Annotated in this window: 14 protein-coding genes and 5 tRNA genes; 5 read left to right on the top strand and 14 right to left on the bottom strand. The window is 39.2% G+C overall.

Annotated features, from left to right (window positions below):
- Window positions 1-144 precede the first annotated feature (144 nt).
- Entirely contained in the window at window positions 145-2,907 is a 2,763-nt protein-coding gene (locus CXF72_RS09750; RefSeq protein ID WP_101038775.1) for a sensor domain-containing phosphodiesterase, read from the bottom strand.
- A gap of 350 nt (window positions 2,908-3,257) precedes the next feature.
- Here CXF72_RS09750 and CXF72_RS09745 point away from each other — a divergent pair, with 350 nt between their 5' ends.
- Entirely contained in the window at window positions 3,258-3,986 is a 729-nt protein-coding gene (locus CXF72_RS09745) for an alpha/beta fold hydrolase (protein WP_101038774.1), read from the top strand.
- 203 nt (window positions 3,987-4,189) lie between these two features.
- On the opposite strand, the gene CXF72_RS09740 is transcribed toward CXF72_RS09745, so the two are convergent.
- The 4 genes from CXF72_RS09740 to CXF72_RS09730 all read right to left on the bottom strand — a co-directional run bounded on the left by CXF72_RS09740 (window position 4,190) and on the right by CXF72_RS09730 (window position 8,997).
- Window positions 4,190-7,231 (bottom strand): EAL domain-containing protein, encoded by a 3,042-nt coding sequence (locus CXF72_RS09740; protein ID WP_198552558.1) that lies wholly within the window; start codon window positions 7,229-7,231, stop codon window positions 4,190-4,192.
- 300 nt (window positions 7,232-7,531) lie between these two features.
- The gene (locus tag CXF72_RS19820) at window positions 7,532-7,855 is read right to left on the bottom strand and encodes a diguanylate cyclase domain-containing protein (protein ID WP_232784936.1); all 324 of its coding nucleotides are present in this window, start codon (window positions 7,853-7,855) and stop codon (window positions 7,532-7,534) included.
- Entirely contained in the window at window positions 7,852-8,256 is a 405-nt protein-coding gene (locus CXF72_RS19815; RefSeq protein WP_232784935.1) for a PAS domain-containing protein, read from the bottom strand. The genes CXF72_RS19820 and CXF72_RS19815 overlap by 4 nt, the downstream gene beginning before the upstream one ends.
- 501 nt (window positions 8,257-8,757) lie before the next feature.
- Complete coding sequence (locus CXF72_RS09730) at window positions 8,758-8,997, bottom strand: GlsB/YeaQ/YmgE family stress response membrane protein (RefSeq protein ID WP_101038772.1); 240 nt, start codon at window positions 8,995-8,997, stop codon at window positions 8,758-8,760.
- Window positions 8,998-10,452: 1,455 nt separating this feature from the next.
- Here CXF72_RS09730 and arcA point away from each other — a divergent pair.
- A complete protein-coding gene (gene arcA, locus CXF72_RS09725; protein ID WP_101038771.1) occupies window positions 10,453-11,169 on the top strand; it encodes a two-component system response regulator ArcA in 717 nt (238 codons plus the stop codon).
- Between the two features lie 213 nt (window positions 11,170-11,382).
- Here arcA and CXF72_RS09720 read toward each other — a convergent pair whose 3' ends face one another.
- From CXF72_RS09720 to CXF72_RS09680, 9 genes are all read right to left on the bottom strand, one after another.
- A complete protein-coding gene (locus CXF72_RS09720) occupies window positions 11,383-11,862 on the bottom strand; it encodes a hypothetical protein (protein ID WP_101038770.1) in 480 nt (159 codons plus the stop codon).
- A gap of 344 nt (window positions 11,863-12,206) precedes the next feature.
- A tRNA-Leu gene (locus tag CXF72_RS09715) sits at window positions 12,207-12,292 on the bottom strand.
- Between the two features lie 14 nt (window positions 12,293-12,306).
- A tRNA-Cys gene (locus CXF72_RS09710) sits at window positions 12,307-12,380 on the bottom strand.
- Window positions 12,381-12,401: 21 nt separating this feature from the next.
- Window positions 12,402-12,477 (bottom strand) — tRNA-Gly (locus CXF72_RS09705).
- Between the two features lie 262 nt (window positions 12,478-12,739).
- Complete coding sequence (pgsA, locus tag CXF72_RS09700; protein WP_101038769.1) at window positions 12,740-13,288, bottom strand: CDP-diacylglycerol--glycerol-3-phosphate 3-phosphatidyltransferase; 549 nt, start codon at window positions 13,286-13,288, stop codon at window positions 12,740-12,742.
- A gap of 150 nt (window positions 13,289-13,438) precedes the next feature.
- Window positions 13,439-15,268 carry an excinuclease ABC subunit UvrC gene (gene uvrC, locus CXF72_RS09695; RefSeq protein ID WP_101038768.1) on the bottom strand — a complete coding sequence of 610 codons (1,830 nt, stop codon included), beginning with the start codon at window positions 15,266-15,268 and terminating at the stop codon, window positions 13,439-13,441.
- 105 nt (window positions 15,269-15,373) lie between these two features.
- Window positions 15,374-16,018 (bottom strand): UvrY/SirA/GacA family response regulator transcription factor, encoded by a 645-nt coding sequence (gene uvrY, locus CXF72_RS09690; RefSeq protein ID WP_101038767.1) that lies wholly within the window; start codon window positions 16,016-16,018, stop codon window positions 15,374-15,376.
- A gap of 292 nt (window positions 16,019-16,310) precedes the next feature.
- Window positions 16,311-16,401 (bottom strand) — tRNA-Ser (locus CXF72_RS09685).
- Window positions 16,402-16,896: 495 nt separating this feature from the next.
- Window positions 16,897-16,987 (bottom strand) — tRNA-Ser (locus CXF72_RS09680).
- A gap of 289 nt (window positions 16,988-17,276) precedes the next feature.
- Between CXF72_RS09680 and leuS the strand changes: the two genes are divergently transcribed.
- The 3 genes from leuS to holA form a co-directional block, all read left to right on the top strand.
- Window positions 17,277-19,856, top strand: coding sequence for a leucine--tRNA ligase (leuS, locus tag CXF72_RS09675; RefSeq protein WP_101038766.1), 2,580 nt, complete (start codon window positions 17,277-17,279; stop codon window positions 19,854-19,856).
- Window positions 19,857-20,036: 180 nt separating this feature from the next.
- Complete coding sequence (locus CXF72_RS09670) at window positions 20,037-20,552, top strand: LPS-assembly lipoprotein LptE (RefSeq protein ID WP_101038765.1); 516 nt, start codon at window positions 20,037-20,039, stop codon at window positions 20,550-20,552.
- Between the two features lie 10 nt (window positions 20,553-20,562).
- A partial coding sequence (gene holA, locus CXF72_RS09665) for a DNA polymerase III subunit delta (RefSeq protein WP_101038764.1) occupies window positions 20,563-21,399 on the top strand: 837 nt, incomplete at its 3' end.

The raw sequence follows: 21,399 nt of genomic DNA, 5'->3' as shown, positions 1-21,399 counted from the left end.
TCAGCGCTCTTTGGGAACGCCCCTCTAAAAAGAATCCCTCATTTATTTTCTACTTTCAAAAAAAAGATCTCGATGTTGCTCGTCATTGGCTATAAAGCGGCAGTTCGCATCCGTTCAAAGCAATATTTTTTTTGGCAATAACCTTTATTGTTCGATTTCTTCTTGTGGTTTAGAAAAATAGTACCCTTGGGAAAAATCAACGCCTAAATCATTTAAAATCTCATAAATGTTTTTTGTCTCAACAAATTCAGCAATCGTCTTTATATTCATCTTTTTAGCAAAAAGTAAAATACTTTCAACGGTTGCAAGTTGAGCGGAGTCATTATCTATATTTTGGATTAAAGAGCCATCTATTTTTATATAGTCCACATCTAATTTTGATAAATAATTAAAGTTAGAATAGCCTGATCCGAAATCATCTATAGCCACTTTACAACCGTATTTTTTAATACGTTTTATAAAAACTGACAGTTCATCAAATTTTTCTATTCCTTCAGACTCTACTATTTCTATAATTAATCTATTTCCGCATTGATACCGCTCAAGATAAGCCATCAACATCCTTACAACGGTCACGGATTGAATATCTTGAAGTGTAAAATTGATAGAAAAATCACAGTTATTGTCTGCAAACTTTTCAAATGATTTCCTGATCATAATCATAGTAAGCTTATGATAAAGCTTCGCTTTTTTAGCATGTTCCAGAAAAAAGAACGGCGTCAGGACTTTATCATTTTCTTCTTTCAAGCGAATCAGACACTCATATTTAGTTATTTTTTTAGTTTTATTATTAAATATGCCTTGATAAAACGGCACAAATTTATCGTTAAGGATTCCCTCTTTTATACTTGCTATCACTTTTATATTTTCGGCTATTTTGTTGTATAAATTCATATTATCATTAAAAAAAGTAACTATATTATTGTCTTTTTTATTTTCTTTTAAAGCCATATGGGCAAGATTGTATATCTCATTTTTTGTGCCATTAGCCGCCCCGCAAGATAAAAGCAAAGTGATTTTATCGGCTAGTATATTATACTCTTCATTCTCCAGGTCAGTAATCAACTCTGCTATAGTATTTTTTTTGTGTTTATCTAATGGCTCTTCGCAAAAAACAGCAAACTCATCTCCACTTATTCTAAAAACGTCAGAATATTTACTTTTAAGAACAGAGGCAAAATGTTCCAAGGTTTTATCACCTTTTTCATAGCCGTAGTAATCATTAATATCAGAAAATCTGTCTATATTAATAAGGATAAGCGTAACCTTTTCACTCTTGACGTTTTCTAGTTTGTCTATAAGTGCACTTCTATTTTCTAAACCGGTTAGCTTATCTTTATACTGTAGTTTAATAATTTCGTCTTTTTTTATTAGTTCTGTGACATCGGTTCTTGACGCTATATAACTTACAATCTGTCCATAGTCATCTAGAATAGGCATTATTAACGTCTTCACATAGTATGTGGAGCCGTCTTTTGCACGATTTTTTAGCGTGCCTTTCCAGACTCTTTTAGCGGTGATAGTCGTCCACATATTTTTAAATATGCTATTACTGTTACCCGGATGCCTTACTATACTGTGGTTTTTTCCAATCAGTTCTTCTCTGGAGTAGCCTGAAATTTTACAAAAATTATCATTGACATAAATAATATTCCCCTGCGTGTCAGCCTTTGACACAATAGAACTCTTATCTAAAAGTTGTTTATATTGATTTAAGTTCTTATCTGAGACATTAACTAAGTGTACAAGTGAATTTAGCATATTACTGCTGCTTATATTTTCTGGAATCTCATCTTTGTTTTGGACAATGTCTGCTTCAGACAAACTCAACGTTGTTGTAGTGACAGTTAAAAGTTGATTTTTTATTTTTGAATGAAAAAACTCTCCATAGCAGAAAAATCCACTCGAAGGGGCAATTTTTTCAATCAATCCAAGTTCATAATCCAAAAACTTTTTGGGGAATGTTTTTCTGCTCACGCATGAATAAACGTAGGTAGCTTCAACCGGATTACACATTATTCTGCTATATAAATCATATGATTTTAAGGATATATCTGCATTGTTTGTTATTGAAAAATTTACTTTATCGCCATTTTTAAAATGACCTGCATATATAAATCCCCCCTCTTCCGTCATGCTCATTGCTACTCTGGCAACACTAATTTCATCTTCTATTTTTAGCAGTGGAAATTCTACGGCACTGAGGGGGAAATCATCTAAAATATTCTCTCCCAAATAGTATTGGTAAATTTTATGGACAGGCGTGTAATCTATCTCATAGATAATATTACCCACAGCCTTAGTAACAATCATTTCTGTACCGATAGACACACTGCTGAAGGAATAATTTGAGTGTGCATATAAGCTGTCGCTATTCAGCGCACACAGGACGATACCCTCAAAATAAATTTTATCATCATAGATGACAAAGGTTTTCTCATATAAAAGATTATCACCAGCGTTTCCGCCGGATAGGGGGATATTTTGTTTTTTAGATGAAAGCCCTTCTAAAAAAAGTTCAGCATCACCTTTAAATGTCTCATTAAAAGCAATAACGGCTTTGGTATTTTGAGAATAAATTTCAGCTGACGCTTTCTCACCCGTTATAAAATTTGTTTGCGGGTAATAAAAGAGTTGAAAATTGGTTTTTGCAAAAAGAGAGAAAGAAAGTTGAATAGTATTATTTTTGCTAACGCCAGAAGCTATCTCGCCCGCCGTTGAGCAACCGATAATAGTCGCATGTGGGAGTTTGAACTTTAAACTATCTAACACTTGCTGAACATTATCGATATTCAAATCACCACTAAAAACTTGAATTAAAATAGAAATACCAGCTTCGTTGAGATTTTCATCTATAAAAAACTCTAAATCATTTATTGTTTCAAACTGATAGTTTATTAACTTCATTTAACACAAGCCCTCTTATTGCCGTGCTCTATTAAATTGATTTAACATTGCATGTTTCGGTCTTATACTATCGTTGATTCCAGTTTAAAGTGGAATAATTTTATATTTTAAATCAATGAAATACTATCTTTTATGTATTTAAAAGGGACAGAAACGAGTAAAATCAGAGATCTATCACGTCTTAAATTTGATTGTCACTTATTCCATCGTGACATCATTTATTGCCTATTGATGGTGCTATCGTATCTGCACTAGCTTATACGTGGATAACGGCTAACCTGCAAAAATTTCACTAAAATTTGATTGTCAAAATAATATTACAGCTGCATTAAGCTTCAGAAAGGATATTTATGGGTGCTAATATTGTCTTAATCCGGGGGTTATTTCGCGGAAAACCCCATTGGGGCCCCTTCACGGAAAAACTTCGCGCAGCCTTTCCGCACAAAAATATTAGCCCCGTTGATATTCCAGGTTGCGGAGAGCTGTCTTCTGAAATTTCCCCCTGCTCAATCGAAGCAATGGTAGAGAGTATCCGTTCTCAACGCACATTCAAGGCCAATGTCGATATTATATCACTCTCGATGGGTGGTATGATTGCGTTAAAATGGGCCGAAATGTATCCAAGTGAGGTGGGCAGTGTTGTTTGTATCAATACCAGTACAAGCGGTTTCACCCCCTTTTACCAACGTTTACTGCCTAAAAACTACTTAAAAATACTCCGCGCTTTTTGGGCACGCCCCTTTCAAAGAGAGTCCCTCATTTATTCTATGGTGTCGAATAAAAAAAGGGATATCGATGTTGTCAGTCATTGGGTATCGATTGAGAGATTGCATCCGATCAGGCGGGTTAATTTTGTTCGTCAGTTGCTTGCAGCTTTGAGGTTCAAGGTAAAGCGACCAAGTTGCAGGCTGCTGTTTATATCCTCAATTCAGGATGGTTTAGTCAGCTGCCAAGCAAGTCAGGCGATGGCTATTCAGTGGAAAGTAGCTTTAATCAATAACCAACTGGATGGGCATGACATTCCATTGGACAACCCTGACTGGTTGTGTAAACAATTACTTAGTTGGTTACAAGACTAATCAGATTAAACTTTCCAAACATCTAATCAACAATAGTCAATAGTCAATAGACTATAGACTATATAATTCATTGATAGCGCCAAAAATGACAAATATTAGGCACCTTGCTACCTTAGAAATGACTAGGCGCAAGGTCATACCCAAAGGCCCTAAAAATACAGTGATAATCAGAAAAACGTAAAGGAAATATTAAATAATAGCTATCACGCCACATGAATATGACGCAGCAACAAGCAGCTGAAGTCGTTTTCCGGTAACGGTTTAGAAAATAGATAACCCTGTCCGTAATCACATCCGGCAGCACTTAGTAAACGCCGCTGCTCCTCGGTTTCTATACCTTCTGCGATGACCTGCATACCCAGTTTGTGGGCCATCATAATGATCGCTTCACAGAGTATCATGTCATCCGAATCCGCTTTAAGATTACGCACGAAGGATTGATCTATTTTAAGGTTGTCGATATGAAACTTTCTGAGGTAGGACATGGATGAATAGCCGGTACCAAAATCATCAAGTGACACCTCAATGCCGTGATCACGGAACGCCAGCAGCTTGTCCATCACTATGCTGCTACTGCCATCAAGTAGAAGACCTTCGGTGATTTCAATAATGACGGCCTGCCCGGGCAGGCCGAGTGCCTGCAGATGTTCAAACCAGCTGGCAATGTCGCTCCCACCCTCACGGAACTGTACTGGGGATTTGTTGATACTTACCTGAAAGTCATCATGATACTCACGACGCCAGTGGGCAACCTGATCGACCGCCTGACGGAATACCCAGTCCCCTATTTCAACAATGTGCCCCGTTTCTTCGGCAACGGGGATGAATTCTGCAGGGCTCACGATACCGAGTTCAGGATGATGCCAGCGAATCAAAGCCTCGGCTTTACGAATGTTACCTGTTCCCAACGCCACGATCGGCTGATAGTAAAGCTCTAGCTGATTATTTTTCAGTGCATCGCGTAAATCGTTTGCCAATTGCCCCTCGCGCTCTACCTGTTTCTGCATAGAGTTGGTAAAATAGTGGTAGCAGTTCCGCCCTTCATCCTTCGCCGAATACATGGCTTGATCGGCATTTTTTAACAGTATTTCAGTTGCCTCCCCGTCTTCCGGATAGAAGGTTATGCCGATGCTAGGTGTAATATAAACGTTTTTCTTGCCCAGCAAGAATGGCTCAGCTAATTCGCACAGGATCTTTTGTGCTACACGTTCGACACTTTCTGTGTTTTTCAACCCGCCAATAATCACGGTAAACTCATCTCCTCCAAAGCGTGATACCAGATCTCTTTTTCGCACACAATTACGCAGCCGCTGAGCGACATCGATGAGAAGCTGATCGCCCATATTATGACCCAGAGTATCGTTGACTGCCTTAAAGCGATCAAGGTCGAGAAACAGTAGAGCCACGTTGAGACCTCTACGCTGTGCTTTATTCTTTTCATGAAGCAGCTGCTCATGGAACATCTGCCGATTGGACAGCCCGGTTAAATTGTCGAAGTTCGCCTGTTTCCAGATGATTTTTTCAGACTTTTTCCTCTCTGTAATGTCAGAGAACTGTGCAACCCGGCGGTGGACGGATCGATCCTTATTATAAATGGAATTAATGCCCAGTAAGGCAATATAGTTTTCACCATCTTTGTGACAGTAATTGATCTCTCCCTGCCAATGGCCGGTGCTGTTTAGGGCTTGCTCCATGCGTTGATAAACCCGCTTATCCTGCTGCTTGGACACGATGAATTTATGGCTTTTACCGGTGATCTCTGCAAGGTCATACCCGGTCATTTCGGTAAACGCCGGGTTGGTGGTAATAATATTGCCATTGCTGTCGGTAACAGTCATTGCCTCGCGGCTGTTTTGATAAACCATACTGGCCAATTGCATCGACTCATCAGCTAACTTACGTTCGGTGATATCGGTATGCGTCCCACTCATACGCAATGGACGCCGATCCTGTCCGTAGTTAACGATTTTGGCACAGTCCAGAATCCACTTGTACTCTCCCTGTTTGGTGCGCATCCGGTATTCAATTTTGTGTTGCGTAGTTCGCCCTTCCAGATGGTCAGTAACTGATTGCCAGACCCCTTCACAATCATCGGGATGAATACCATCAAGGTTGATGCTTGTGCCGTTCTGAATTTCTTCAAAGCCGTACCCCAGCATTTCTGCCCAGCGCGCATTTCTCTGTACTGTATCGGTTTCTATATTCCAGTCCCAGAACCCCAGTTCACTGCCTGACAAGACGGAGGTAAGCTGCTCCTTTCTTGCCCATATTTTGTCTTCGGCATGTTTTCTGTCGGTGGTATCTAATATACCGGCAATCACAAACTGTATTATTCCATCGACCCGATAGCAGGACATAGTCATGTGGGCATAAACGCTCTGCCCATCCTTACCGATGAAACGTTTGTCGAGCGAATAAGCATCTCCTTCTCCCGTCAGCATCCGGTCATATTGGTACAAATCAAGATGCAGATCATCAGGATGAGTCAACTCAGGCCAGCTTAGCTGCAGCAGTTCTTTTTCGCTATAACCGAGCATTTTACAAAACCGGGGATTTACCCTTAACCAGCCTTTGTCCGGATGGGTAATGGCAATCCCAATGCTGCCCATATCAAACTGGGAGCGAAACAGAAATTCACTTTCCTGTAGCGCATCAGCGCTCTGGCTGCGTCGCAGTCTCTGGACAAACAACATCCCCAGTAGAGACGTTATTAAAGGATAAAGTAGCAATATCGGAAGGCTGATATTGGAAAGTACCGCTAGCGCCTCTTCTCTGGGAAAAATAAACATCAGCGCCAACATTACCCCATGGGTGACGATCCCAAAGAGATATATTTCACGGAAGGACAGTGCTGACAAAGCATTCTGACGATAATAGCGCCAGGCAATGCCCAAGGTGCCCGAAGTAAAAATCACTAAAATGCCAATAACGACAGATTCCTCGCCCCCCAGAAACAGCCGCAATGTAGCGGTTATCAGCATCGCAATTAAAGTGGGTATAGTGCCAAAAAATAATCCGGATATTCCGAGCAGCACCGAGCGGGCATCAAACATAATGCCCGGCGCATATTCCCAGGGTGTAAGCATGATAATAATACCAACCAATCCCAGAGCAACACCGGTAAAAATAGCCCAGCAAGAACCGAATAGGGTACGGTTTCGAGAAACTGCCATGTCATAGATGAAAAACATTGCCAGTAATAAAGCAGCATTATGGATCAAAGTGAGAAAGCCAAAAGAGTTCATATATATTTCAGTCTATTATTCATTGTTCGATTGTTCTCTATTTTCGAAGGCAGAGTGCGCAACAATATCAATTAAGCGGGAAAATAGCTCACAACAATTTTATATGTATTGTTAATATTTATATGTAAAAATATCTGTGCGAATGAAATAACAATCAGGATTAAAGTCCGCACTGTTGCTTTTTCATATTGGCATTTTGACTTTTTTATAAAGATGGAAGGAGTTTGGTCTTTTTAACTGAGGGGCATTCCATTTATTTTGATTTGGATCTGTAGGTGTAACGCTTGTTTATTAATTTATTTAATCAAATTCAGGCACAAAAAAATCAACCGAATTTCTGCCTGATGTTTTTGATAGGTGCATGGCTTGATCTGCTTTTTTAATTAAATCCATCGACTTTATTCTATCATCGGGGAACATTGAAATCCCAATTGATACGCCTATTTCAAGATCGCTGCCAGACAGTTGAACAGGCTCATTAATCGCGCTTATAATTCGCTCTGCAACCTGCAAAATTTCATTTTTTATTTTGGGATTATTAAGAACAAAAACAAATTCATCTCCCCCTAAACGGGCTACGGTATCGGACTGCCGTACTAATTCCAACAGTCTTTTCGAGATCACTTTAAGCAACTCATCTCCAACATTGTGACCAAATGTATCATATGACTAATATTGCCATTTGTTTTTTCCAGCTTCCGCTCAAAGCGCTGCGCTTCTCCCGCCAAAACAGCTTGGATATAGGGATCATTCAGGGCATATAACGTCTCTCCCGCGAATTCCCTAAATGAGACTTCAATAAGATCTTTAGGGGACTGAGTGAACCAGTGACTACAAGCATTATTAGCAAATTGGCAATGTAACTCTTTATCCCAATAACCTATCATATTAGGCACAGAAGCGATGATTTTTATAATAAATTGCTTATCTTGAGCTTCGGATTCATAGGCTGATTGTGCTTTTTTCAGCTGCAGTCGAATACCTTGTACAACCCCGTTAAGGTCGATGATATAACTGCAAATCATGACAAAAAAGCATCTCTAACAGATCAAAAAGGTTATTTATTAGCGGATGGGTAGCCAGTAGTAGCCAGAAAAAAATAATGGTTAAACATGCCAATAAGGTTGCTATTAAACCTGCCGAAATTCCACCATAAAGCGTTGCCAAAATAACGGCAGAATAAAAAGTAAACCAAGTAATTTCTTCTCCAATCGTCTGCAATGGCCAGACACGCAAGACAGCAGAAAACTAACCAGTAAAAGTGCAGCGGTAAAATGCTTCAGCTGTTGGGAGGAAAAAAAATCGATGACTTCTGGTTATCACTTTTCTCATTTCACTCATGCTCATCCCCTACTCTATCGTTATGAATTTAGATCTTTTGCCAATAAAATAAATTCTGACTAACGGTGATTTTTATGCAGCTTTTTTATTGGCTTAGTTGGCTTTAATGCCACAGCTATAATATGGCAGACCAGCTAATGGATTTTAGCCCTCGCAGCGGGAAATTAAATTAATGTTTTGATAAACTATGACTTAGCCAAACGGACAATATAAAGCAAAATGACCGCTCCGACCGTTGCGGTAACGATTGAACCAAGAAAGCTCCCTGAATGCAGACCAAGTAGCCTAAATGTAAAGCCACCAACAAATGATCCAACGACACCAATAGCGATATTCCCGATCAGACCAAAACCCGATCCTTTTGTTAGTTGACCAGCTAACCAGCCGGCAGCACATCCAATAATTAAAAATGCGATTAATGACACGGTATTATCCTTTTGTATAATTTTTGCTAGTTTATACCCATTTTATTAAATTATACCAAAAGAATTAATTAAGTGATCAATGATTGCGAAGGAAAAATCAGCACTAATAAGGCGTGAGTTGCATTCGATCATTATTCTCACTTCACAAAAATCGTCTGGAACGATTTTGAACAGCTTTAGCTGACCACGAAGTGGTGAAGAACAGGATGTTCTGAATAAAACTCACAACGCAGTTAGGGATGATTTTAACCAGCAAGGGTGATCACCTTTTTAGTTCTTTTGGTATTAGTGTTCACTTCGTTGGAATTTAAAACATTTCCCAAAGTATTAACACGCTGGACAGTTTGAGGATAGGTGCGCTGGGCAAGAATTGCGAAAATAAGAAAATAAACGGCTTGCTTTCATTTTATGCTTTATATTTAAAATTTTCTCAATATTGAGCGTTGAGTACCCCTCCCTTCCTAGCAGCTCATTCTTTGGCAGATTTTGTAGAGCCTTTAGAGCATGCAAGAAAAACCCATCAATCTCAATAATGCTTATTTGCATCGAGTAAGAAGAAAGCTATGTCAGCAAAATGCTCTTTTCAAGATGAATATTACAAATGAATGCAGTCTTCCGTTGTGTTACATACTATAAGTTAATGTCACTTTTTCGAAAATATGACACTTTTACGCTTGGATAACGATTTATTGCCTTATTCTTAAATGTCTTTTGGCCGTTTTTTGCAATAATATCTTTGTGTTACCGGCTCACGCCCATTTTTTTAACATAAGAGTGGGCAATGAAGATATTTGGATAAATCATCAAATATAGTCTAAAATAACTCATTGACAGTGATTTCCACCTGCGTTGACTGAATTGAGCAGTGAATAACCTTTATTTGAGCCCTTACGCGCCATTGGTTAGATCAAATTGATTGATTAATGATTTAGTATTCATCACTTTCACCCTCAATAAGTTACGCCTATTGGTAGATACAGACAGCAATATTGTGAAACAGAACCTTTTAATAACATTTAATGATCACAAGGCAAATATCTGAAGTGCATAATTCAACTTAAAATCAATCTGTTATGGCATAAGACCCTTCGCATTTTATCTTTAATTAACTGATTATTATGATTTTTTTAATGTAACATCCTTACGCTCCCTATGGTACTGGATCAATATAATCATTTTATAAGCAATGATATTGAGCAGTTGATTTATATCAATCATGATCTGTATTTATTACCTTTAAATAACAATCTAGTTGTTATCTAAATGTTAAGTATTTATAGTGAACATTATTATTTATTAAAAAAACTTTGTTAGCTGCAATATTTATTTGTATTAACGCCGTTTAATCGGGAAATGTATATTTCCACGAACAATCAAAAGATATCAGATATAAAAAACATCTTCACGCCGAATAAGGCAAAGGGATATAAAGATTCGAAAATAGAGAGGTACCTAATGTCAACCGCAAACATACTTATTGTTGAAGATGAGTTAGTCACACGTAACATGTTAAAAAGTGTTTTTGAAGCAGAAGGATATAATGTTTTAGAAGCGAATGATGGTAATGAAATGCACCAAGCCATCAAGGAAAATAATATTAACTTAATTATTATGGATATTAATTTACCCGGTAAAAATGGACTGTTATTAGCACGAGAGTTACGTGAACATGAAAATATTGCGCTTATTTTTTTAACGGGTCGTGATAATGAAGTTGATAAAATACTGGGATTGGAAATTGGTGCAGATGATTACATCACTAAACCTTTTAATCCTCGAGAATTAACCATACGTGCGCGCAACCTGTTAACGCGTACCATGCAAGATAGTATTTATTCTGAAGAAGCAGGTAAAAAAGTAGAAAATTACAAATTTAACGGTTGGACACTTGAAATAGAGAGTCGCTCACTGATTAGCCCCGATGGTAATATATGTAAATTACCACGCAGTGAATTCAGAGCTATATTACATTTCATTGAAAATCCGGGGAAAATTCAAACACGCGCAGATTTATTAATGAAAATGACCGGGCGAGAATTAAAAGCACAGGATCGTACTGTGGACGTTACCATCCGCCGCATCCGCAAACATTTTGAGAGTATTCCCGATGCACCTGAAATTATTGCGACCATTCATGGTGAAGGTTACCGCTTCTGTGGTGAAGTAGAATAAAAGCACAGACTTTTATAACACAATATATACCAAGGCACGCTAAGTGCCTTTTTTATTGGCAAAAATTTATTTTTAACATGCAAAAAAAAGCCTCACGATAACGCGACGCTTTTATAAACTTGATTGGATAAATGTTAGTACGTAGCTATAGAGGCCTCTTTGATCGTAATGAGAGGAGAGCAATATTACTCAGGAGATAGTCTTCCAAAAGGACTATCTTGGTGGCTGTACAGCAGTAGGTTTATCCAGTGAGCCCTGTGAGTGAATAATGCCAAAGGGAACAAGTGATGAATCAGTGGTAAACAGATCAGCACCAATATTAATATAAGGCCCATTCAAACCAGCACCAATTAACGGCGCGTTTTTGATGAAGTCATAACCGAAACCTAATTCTCCTTGAACATTTTCCTGTCCTCTCATATAGTTAATTTTAATTTTACCGGGCTGAATATTACCGGCTAAATTAACATCTAATGATAAGTTAGCCCCTTGAGTGTCTCCATCGGAATCGACCTTCGCTCTGATCACACCAAGTACTAATGACGGTGTATAACTGCCGTTTAACGACCACTTTAAACCAATGTAAGCCTTAGTATCAAAACGACTACTATTTGCTAAAGGAATATCAGCGTAACTTAGTGATGAACTTAAAGCCGCGACACAAAATAAAATACCTGAAATACGTTTTTTCATTATTTATTCCTTATTGAATTTTTCCTTTTTACGGCTAAAAATCACTTTTATACCAATCCGCATAAGTAAATGTAGCCGAGCGTGGAATATTTTTATCACTGATCTGGAGAGAGTGCAAACACCCTGTTCAAGAGATTGAATCTGCATGGGAATATTTAATCGAATGGGAATATGTTATCGGTAGGGTGCATTCTATGCACCGCAGGCAGACAATCGGTGCGTGAAGCTAGCGGTTGTTGTTATGGTTCGTGCTAGTGTCTTCGGACTGAGATAAGCCGATTCATTTTTTTACTTTTTTAAAAGCAAAAAAAAAGCTTCACGATAACGTGAAGCTTTTTTTAAACTGGTGCCCGAAGCGAGACTTGAACTCGCACACCCATAAGGCGAGGGATTTTAAATCCCTTGTGTCTACCGATTCCACCATTCGGGCAAAACTTTAAAATTTGGAGGCGGAACCCGGAGTCGAACCGAGATGGATGGATTTGCAATCCACTGCATGGCCACTCTGCCATTCCGCCAATATACTTTTAATTTAAATTTGGAGCGGTACACGAGACTCGAACTCGTGACCCCGACCTTGGCAAGGTCGTGCTCTACCAACTGAGCTAGTACCGCATCACATTTTTAATGATTTAGTTATTACGAGTAAACTCGTAACGCCAGTAAATTCTTGTCAAGGTTGGTCTCGACGAACTTAACTAATACTGCATCACATTTAAATTATCATCTTAAGGTTGCTAGTAAACTAAATCCCCTCTCGATGTGTGCGCATTCTAATGGTTATTAGAAATGAGTCAATACACTTTACCCATTTTTTTATCAGTTTCACACTGTTCGCTTCTTTTTTAAACGAAGCGATGACTTAATGTACTAATTGTTATGAATTTTTACTTAGTGCTGGCCATGCCGCGCGCAAATATACAATCATAGACCAAAGTGTTAATCCGGTTGCTATATATAAAGCGATGAAACCTAACCACTCCATGGTGATTGAATTCTGCCAAATCAGTAAAAAAAGAGCACTCATCTGAGCGACTGTTTTTACTTTTCCTACCCATGAAACAGCAACACTGGATCTTTCCCCGAGTTCTGCCATCCATTCTCGAAGAGCGGAAATGATTATTTCCCGGCAGATCATCACCATCGCAGGAATTGTTATCCAAATAACAGCGTAGTGTTCCACGATCATAACTAATGCCACCGCGACCATTATTTTATCGGCCACAGGGTCTAAAAAAGCACCAAAAGCAGTCTGTTGATCCAGTTTTCTAGCGAGGTAACCATCCAAATAATCCGTTATCGCTGCGGCCAAAAAAATAAAAGCAGCGGTAAAGCCCCCCCAGTTAACGGGTAAAAAATAAAAAAACACAAAAATGGGGATTAAAAAAAGTCGAAAACCCGTTAATATATTTGGGATGTTTAACATTAAAATGTCCTTTGATGATCGCTCCCCAATCCACTTGGAAATACGAGTTTGCAGATTTACAACCAGCTTGATTATAAGCTATTTTTGCATTTTATGGTTTCATTATGCAAATCCTAAAGAGTAATTTATGGGATTAACATTTTAATTTTATCAATTATGCAAAGCGTCATAAATTTTTTCAGCTAATGAAGCGCTTATGCCGGGAATTTTTTTCAATTCATCAATACCTGCGGACATGACCCCCTGTAGTCCGCCTAAGTGGTTTAATAATGATTGACGACGTTTAGTGCCTACTCCAGCGATATTTTCTAATGTACTTGTCCGTCTTACTTTGTCACGCTGCTGGCGATGCCCCATAATGGCAAAACGATGCGATTCATCACGGATTTGCTGTATTAAATGCAGCGCAGGTGAATCACTGCTCAATTCAATGATTTCGTGGCTCCCGGCTAAAATCAGTGTCTCTAATCCGGGCTTACGGCCTTCGCCTTTGGCAATACCTATCAATAACGGGTATTTATCTTTGAAATTCTCTTCAAGAGAACTAATAATATTTTCAGCTTGATTTAATTGCCCCACACCGCCATCGATAAAAATAATATCAGGAATATTTTCTGTCTCCTGCAGCGCCTTAAAGCGTCGCGCGAGCACTTGCCCCATTGCCGCATAGTCATCGCCAGGTGTAATACCGGTAATATTAAAACGACGGTAATCAGATTTTTTTGCCCCCTCACGATTAAACACAACACAGGATGCCACTGTTTTTTCCCCCATCATATGTGAAATGTCATAACATTCCATGCGCAAAATCGGTTTACTTAACTCCAATTTGTCCTCCAGCAGCTGATAACGTTTTAATATGTTATTTTTTTGGCTGAGGTGGCTCTGTAATGCTATTTGAGCATTTTTTTTTGCCAGTTTAACAAACTTTGCACGCTCACCACGTACTTCTACTTTCAAGGCCGTTTTATAGCCACAATATTCAGTGAATAAATCAGTAAAAACACCACGTTCAGCAAAATCATCACTGAGCAAAATTTCCCTTGGTATTGCGCGTCCATTTTGTCCGGACAGATAAAACTGGCTTAAAAATGCGCTTAATACTTCATCTTTACCGGAGTTTTTAGGGATTTTAGGGAAATAATTACGGCTGCCTAATATTCGCCCCTGACGGACAAACAGCAGATGCACACTGGCAAAACCTTGATCATAACTGAAACCCACTACATCTAACTGTTCAATGTCACCGCTGACCCATTGCTGTTCCTGCACTTTTTTTAAGGATTGGATTTGATCACGTCGCAGCGCTGCTTTTTCAAATTCAAGGGTCGTACTTGCCGCTTCCATTTCATCAACCAGCTGATTAATGACATTTTGACTTTTACCCTGTAGGAAGGCGCTGGCTAATTCAACTTGGTGTTGATATTCAGATTCCGGCATAGCATTCACGCAGGGTGCAAGACAACGTTTTAATTGATACTGCAGGCAGGGACGGGAGCGATTGTTATAATAACTGTCTTCGCATTGACGTATTGGGAACAGTTTCTGCATTAAATGCAGACTTTCTCTGACCGCCCCGCCACTCGGATAGGGGCCAAAATAGGTCCCTTTTCGTTTGCTATTTTGGGAACGTACTAAAGTCAGTTGCGGATGTTTATGGTCACTTAAAAACAGGTAAGGGTAAGATTTATCATCACGCAATAACACATTATAATGAGGCTTGTAGCGTTTGATAAAATTGTGCTCGAGGATTAACGCTTCAGTTTCTGTGTGCGTGACAGTTACTTCAATTCGGTCAATATGACTGACCAACGCTAATGTTTTAGGGTGTTTTTGGGTAAGGCTAAAATAACTGCTTAGGCGTTTTTTCAGGTTTTTTGCTTTACCAACATAAATCACTTTTTGTTGGTTAAACATCCGGTATACGCCCGGTTCAGAGGTGACCGTTTTTAAAAAAGTTGTCGGGAAAAATTCACTCATATAAAAATATAACCTCGCACAGAAAAGTACTTAACAAGGCTAAATTGTGCATTGTTAAGCCACCCGCACAAGATCAGCATATTGTTACATTGCATCTCTAATAGATTACAGCAGACCGGTATCAAGCATGCCGTAACGTATCGCTAAATGAGTCAAACCAACGTCACCCTTTACACCGAGCTTATCAAACAAACGATAGCGGTAACTATTGATTGTTTTTGGGCTTAAACCAAGTTGCTCCGATATATCCACCACACGCAGCCCTTTAGTTATCATCATCATAATTTGTAACTCTCTTTCCGAGAGCACGCTAAAAGGATCATCAGCAGTCGGAGAGAGTTGTGAAAGTGCCATTTTTTGTGCAATTTCAGACGCTAAATAACGTTGTCCGGAATGCACCAAACGGATGGCATTTAATACTTCATCGGGGCCGGCAGATTTACTTATATAACCGGAAGCGCCAGCCTGCATTACTTTTGACGGGAAAGGATTCTCGGTATGCATGGTCAGCATAATGATTTTTAGGCTTTCATTTATACGCAAAATTTTGTGCATTGCATCTAAACCACCAATACCGGGCATATTGATATCCATCAAAACGACATCGGGGTGATTATTTCGGCACCATTTTACGGCCTCTTCACCACTTTGTGCCTCTCCAATAACTTTCATGCCTCGCACATCATCGATGATACGGCAAATCCCTGTACGAACTAATTCATGGTCATCAACCAACAGAATATTTATCACAAAATTTCTCCGTTAATGCCAAAGCAACAACTAAAACATTAAGCTAAAAATAAAATAAGGACTATAAAAAAGAGATAACAACTGGATAATAGTCTTTTAGTAATCAGAGATTATGATAGTGAAAACAAACACAGCAGAGTAATCAAAGGGAAGTAAATATAACATTAAAAATTTATTTTTATAAGCAAAAAACGCGCGATTATTGAAGACATTTAGGTAAAAGAAGATAGAGAGTTAAAATGGAGACGTTAGAAATGAGAAAACCCACTGCAAGCAGTGGGTTTTCTTAATGTGGCGGAGGAGGAGAGATTTGAACTCTCGGAGAGCTATTAACCCTCGCTGGTTTTCAAGACCAGTGCATTCAGCCGCTCTGCCACCCCTCCGGAACGAAAGGGATAATACAGACTCAAGGCTTAACTTGTAAAGCTTAAAATAACAAAAAAAGTTCGTTTGCACACAAATTAATCAAAAGACAGTTTTTAATAAAATCAATAGCGACGAATAACAAGTTTTGATTGATACCAAACGTATTAATAAAGTGATCCGATTTATTATTTTAAATTAATCATAAATTTAATGCTTTTGGTATGAGTAATAGGAAGGCATTGCAAATAAAAATAACGAAGCTGGCGTGCATTTTAAAAAATTGAACAGATGTTTATTCGCGCTAAACAGCGCTAATATTTTTAACTGGGAGGATTAACAACAAACTTGGGATAAAGATTCAAAGGACGCAGAAACGAAAAAAGGCTTCTCATATGAGAAGCCTTTTTAAATGAGGCTGAATAAAGAACAGGAGAGATTCAGCCTCTTGTAACATATAAAACCCGTCGTATAAAACAAAAAACCCGCTGTAAAAACAGCGGGTTTTCAATGTGTGGCGGAGGAGGAGAGATTTGAACTCTCGGTGAGCTATTAACCCACGCTGGTTTTCAAGACCAGTGCATTCAGCCGCTCTGCCACCCCTCCGGAACGAGGCGAACAATAGCGATTTTCAGGTTTAATTGCAAAGCTTAAAGTAACAAAACGAACCGTTCGCTTACAAAATCAACAACCTGCACAGATTCTCCGCACATTTTGTTGTTTTCTAGCCTGAGTTACCGCTGAAAAAGTGATTAGCTGAATAATGTTTATATTTAATAAAACAATCACCAGGAAAAAAACAGCTTATTACTCATAATTATTGTTGCAGAGCCCACGCTCCTGTATTCTAATGCCTAATTAATTATTTCATTTATCATTGCTAGGCAGACACAATATGCAAGAGTTATATAATCCTAAAGAGATTGAAAAAAAATTCCAAACTAATTGGGATGAAAACCAGTCATTTAAGGCCACGGAAGACCCCTCTAAAGAAAAATATTACTGCCTTTCCATGTTCCCCTACCCGAGTGGCAAACTGCACATGGGTCACGTGCGCAATTACACTATCGGCGATGTTATTTCCCGTTACCAACGTATGCAGGGCAAAAATGTAATGCAGCCTATGGGCTGGGATGCCTTTGGTCTACCCGCTGAAAATGCCGCCATTAAAAATAATACCGCACCGGCAGGTTGGACTTACGAAAATATCGCTTATATGAAAACGCAACTGAAACAGTTAGGTTTTGGTTACGACTGGAGTCGTGAACTGGCTACTTGCCAACCTGAATATTACCGTTGGGAACAATGGTTTTTTACAAAATTGGTTGAAAAAGATCTGGTTTATAAAAAAATGGCCACCGTTAACTGGGATCCGGTTGACCAGACTGTTTTGGCAAATGAACAAGTTATTGACGGCCGAGGCTGGCGCAGTGGCGCATTAGTTGAACAAAAAGAAATCCCGCAGTGGTTTATTAAAATAACCGCCTATGCCCAAGAATTATTAGATGATTTAGACAAGCTTGACGAATGGCCAGAACAGGTACGTACTATGCAGCGTAACTGGATTGGACGCTCTGAAGGTGTCGAAATGGACTTTAAAGTAAGCGGAAAAGAGGAAAGTTTTTCTGTTTACACAACACGTCCGGACACCGTAATGGGTGTCACCTATGTTGCGGTTGCCGCACAACACCCGTTAGCGCTGGAAGCGGCTAAGAATAATCCAACCCTAGCGGCATTTTGTGAAAAATGTAAAAACGTAAAATTAGCAGAAGCTGAAATTGCAACAATGGCCAAAGAAGGTGTTGATACGGGCTTTAAAGCAATTCACCCTATCAGCGGCTTAGAAGTGCCAATCTGGACAGCAAACTTTGTTCTTATGGGTTACGGCTCCGGCGCGGTGATGTCTGTTCCAGCCCATGATCAGCGTGATTATGAATTTGCTAAAAAATACGGCCTGGAAATTAAGGCGGTGATTAAACCTGCCGATGCGGATGTTGATGTCTCCGTTGAAGCTTACACTGAAAAAGGGGTTTGTTTTGCTTCCGGTGAATTTGATGGTTTAGACTTCAGTGCTGCATTTGATGCCGTCGAAGCAAAATTAGTCGCGGATAACAAAGGCAAACGTCAAGTGAACTTCCGTTTACGTGATTGGGGAGTTTCCCGTCAGCGTTACTGGGGAACGCCTATTCCGATGCTCAACCTGGAAGACGGATCCGTTGTGCCTGTTCCGGAAAACGAGCTGCCAGTTATTCTGCCTGAAGATGTGCAGATGAACGGCATTGTATCTCCCATTAAAGCCGATCCTGATTGGGCAAAAACAACCTATAACGGCCAGCCGGCGACACACGAAACAGATACCTTTGATACCTTTATGGAATCAAGCTGGTATTACGCACGTTACTGCTCACCGCAAAGCGATGATGCCATGTTAGATCCTGAGAAAGCGAATTACTGGCTGCCGGTTGATCAATACATAGGCGGTATTGAACATGCAATATTGCACCTTCTATACTCACGCTTCTTCCATAAATTATTACGTGACTTTGGTTTAGTCGATTGTGATGAACCGTACAAAAAACTGCTTACGCAAGGCATGGTATTAGCGGATGCTTATTATTATGAAGATGCTAAAGGCGGAAAAGTCTGGGTTGCACCTACAGATGTAGAGACTGAAACCGATGAAAAAGGCAAAGTCATTTCAGCCACAACAAAAGACGGGCAAACAGTGATTTATGACGGCATGAGCAAAATGTCTAAATCTAAAAATAATGGTGTTGACCCGCAGATTATGATCGATAAATACGGCGCAGACAGTGTGCGTTTGTTTATGATGTTTGCAGCGCCTGCTGATCAAACATTAGAATGGTCAGACTCCGCCCTTGAAGGTTCACTGCGTTTCTTAAAACGTTTATGGAAAATTGCTTTTGACCACGTGGCATTGGGCACAGTTGTCGATTTAGATCTTAAATCACAAACCGAAGCACAAAAAACACTGCGCCGTGAACTTCATAAGACAATTGCAAAAGTGACCGATGATATCGGCCGTCGCCAAACCTTTAACACGGCTATAGCATCGGTGATGGAGTTGATGAATAAATTAACTAAAGCGGCCACAAAAACCGAGCAGGACCGTGCTATTTTACAAGAAGCATTGGTTGCTATTACTAAATTGCTTGCCCCTATTACGCCGCATATTTGCGCAGAGTTATTTGAAGTATTAGGTCAAACTGAAGAGATATTAAATGCACCTTGGCCAACGGTTGACGAAAGTGCATTGGTTGAAGACTCAAAACTTATCGTCGTGCAGGTCAATGGTAAATTACGGGCTAAATTGACCGTTGCCGCTGACGCGCAACAGGAAGCGGTTCAGGCCATGGCGCTGGAAGATGAAAATGTGAGTAAATTTACCGATGGAAAAACCATTCGTAAAATCATTTTTGTCCCGGGTAAATTATTGAATATAGTGGCTAACTAAGTAATCAGTCATCAATTTTAAAACATTCAAATCCATACTGTTTCTATGTCTCATTTTGAGATATAGAAACAGTAAATTGTAAAAATGTTTGATTCTAACTAACAGTCACTTAGCAATATTTTGTCGGTGTGAGCAAGCTATTTGTTTCGCCGCCTATTTTCACCTCAGACAAGGCTTCTTATGCAGTCCACAGTACGCACATCTTTTTTCACTAAAATAGGCTTAATCTTATTATCTGCTTTATTTATCAGCGGTTGTGGCTTTCATTTAAAGAACAACAATGGCCTTATTGAAAAATACCCTAAAATTTACTTACAAAGTAATGATAGCAATAGTGAATTAGCTCGTTTTATTAAAATCCGTTTACGGGGTGCCGGTATTCAAATAATGAATCAGCCGGAAGCCGATGTTGCCATATTAAAAGTCTCTCCGGATCGCCAATCATCACGCATTATCTCTCTTTATGTTAACGCGCAGAATGCAGAAAAAGAGATAAGTTATAATGTTAAATATTCAATTCAATCTCCCGGTTACCAAACCCAAGAATTTTCGGTAAACCTCTATCGTGACTTTACTGAGAATGCTTCACAAGCTCTCGCAAAATCGCGAGAATCAGAAATATTAACCAAGGAATTGCGCGGTATTGCTGCCGACAGTATTATTGCCACCATGCTCAGCCTAGAAAACAAAAAATAAGCGATAAAAAATGCGTATTTACCCTGAACAATTGAACCAACATCTTAAGCAAAAAATACCCAGCTGCTGTTTGATTTTCGGTGATGAGGCGCTACTTTGCTTAGAAGCAACGGAGCAAATTCAGAAAGCGGCAAAAACACAAGGGTATTTGGAAAAATTAAGTTTCAGTCTTGATGGTAAGTTTGACAGTGATCTTATTTTTGGCGAGTTCCAAACGCTCTCCCTTTTTTCTGAAAAAAAAATTATATTATTAACTCTGACTAAAACAAACAAAGAAAACAGCGCTTTTATTCGAGAAATTACCCCCCTATTACATCCCGATATCCTGTTGATTTTACAGGGGCCAAAACTCAACAATCAGCAAATGAGCAATGTTTGGTTTAAGACCTTAGAACAACAGGGGATTTTTGTTGCAACCAACCTGCCGCAAGCGCATCGTTTTCCCCAGTGGATTTTCCAGCGTCTTAAAGCACTCAATTTGCACGCAGATAAAGAAATCGTCGATTATCTTTGTTTGCATTTTGAAGGTAATTTATTGGCGGCTAAACAAGAGTTTGAAAAATTGGCTTTGTTATATCCAAAGCAAAATTTAACCCTGCAGCAAGTTGAGCAAAGCATTACCACCCACAACCATTTTAATCTTTTCCAATGGATTGATAGTTTATTGGCTGGTGATCAAATGCGTGCTGAGCGTATTTTAAAGCAGATAAAAGCCGAAGGCACTGAGATTTTATTACTCTGCGCAACCTTGAATAATGAAGTCCAAAAGCTCCTTAAACTTAGCTATCAAAGCCAACAGCATTCTTTAACGGAATTATTCAACCAGCAGCAACCAAAACTTTGGCCA

It is taken from the genome of Psychromonas sp. MB-3u-54 (assembly GCF_002836415.1).
Taxonomy (GTDB): domain Bacteria; phylum Pseudomonadota; class Gammaproteobacteria; order Enterobacterales; family Psychromonadaceae; genus Psychromonas.
Note: the sequence above shows the minus strand (reverse complement) of the source record. Positions and strands in the feature narration are given on the sequence as shown.

What these genes read in the sequence shown, in the direction of transcription:
- CXF72_RS19815 (WP_232784935.1), bottom strand. Translation starts at nt 8,256, where the DNA reads ATGATTTGCAGTTATATCATCGACCTTAACGGGGTTGTACAAGGTATT.
- arcA (WP_101038771.1), top strand. Translation starts at nt 10,453, where the DNA reads ATGTCAACCGCAAACATACTTATTGTTGAAGATGAGTTAGTCACACGT.
- CXF72_RS09750 (WP_101038775.1), bottom strand. Translation starts at nt 2,907, where the DNA reads ATGAAGTTAATAAACTATCAGTTTGAAACAATAAATGATTTAGAGTTT.
- uvrC (WP_101038768.1), bottom strand. Translation starts at nt 15,268, where the DNA reads ATGAGTGAATTTTTCCCGACAACTTTTTTAAAAACGGTCACCTCTGAA.
- CXF72_RS09670 (WP_101038765.1), top strand. Translation starts at nt 20,037, where the DNA reads ATGCAGTCCACAGTACGCACATCTTTTTTCACTAAAATAGGCTTAATC.
- CXF72_RS09720 (WP_101038770.1), bottom strand. Translation starts at nt 11,862, where the DNA reads ATGAAAAAACGTATTTCAGGTATTTTATTTTGTGTCGCGGCTTTAAGT.
- CXF72_RS09745 (WP_101038774.1), top strand. Translation starts at nt 3,258, where the DNA reads ATGGGTGCTAATATTGTCTTAATCCGGGGGTTATTTCGCGGAAAACCC.
- pgsA (WP_101038769.1), bottom strand. Translation starts at nt 13,288, where the DNA reads ATGTTAAACATCCCAAATATATTAACGGGTTTTCGACTTTTTTTAATC.
- leuS (WP_101038766.1), top strand. Translation starts at nt 17,277, where the DNA reads ATGCAAGAGTTATATAATCCTAAAGAGATTGAAAAAAAATTCCAAACT.
- CXF72_RS09740 (WP_198552558.1), bottom strand. Translation starts at nt 7,231, where the DNA reads ATGAACTCTTTTGGCTTTCTCACTTTGATCCATAATGCTGCTTTATTA.